The sequence below is a fragment of the Georgenia satyanarayanai genome (assembly GCF_023715365.1).
GTDB lineage: Bacteria > Actinomycetota > Actinomycetes > Actinomycetales > Actinomycetaceae > Oceanitalea > Oceanitalea satyanarayanai_B.
The window spans coordinates 1-256 of sequence record NZ_JAMBNZ010000189.1; the positions used below are offsets into that span (position 1 = coordinate 1).

1 rRNA gene is annotated in these 256 nt (G+C 58.6%); it reads left to right on the plus strand.

Features of this window, described 5'->3' with window-relative positions:
* Positions 1-60 (plus strand): 16S ribosomal RNA (locus tag M3148_RS17625); the annotation flags it as partial.
* Positions 61-256 lie beyond the last annotated feature (196 nt).

The window sequence follows — 256 nt, forward strand, 5'->3', positions numbered from 1 at the left end:
ATTAGGACGAAGTCGTAACAAGGTAGCCGTACCGGAAGGTGCGGCTGGATCACCTCCTTTCTAAGGAGCTCACCACACCTCCGCCCGCTTCGTCGGGGTTCATCGGTGGTGTCAGGTGGCCACGCAGATGCCGTTCGTGTGTCTGGTGGTTGCTCATGGGTGGAACATCATTACTTGGCATGCTGTTGGGTCCTGAGGACACAGGCCACAGCCATCCCGTGTGGGTGGTTGGGTGTGTTTCTTCTGGTGGCCGCCT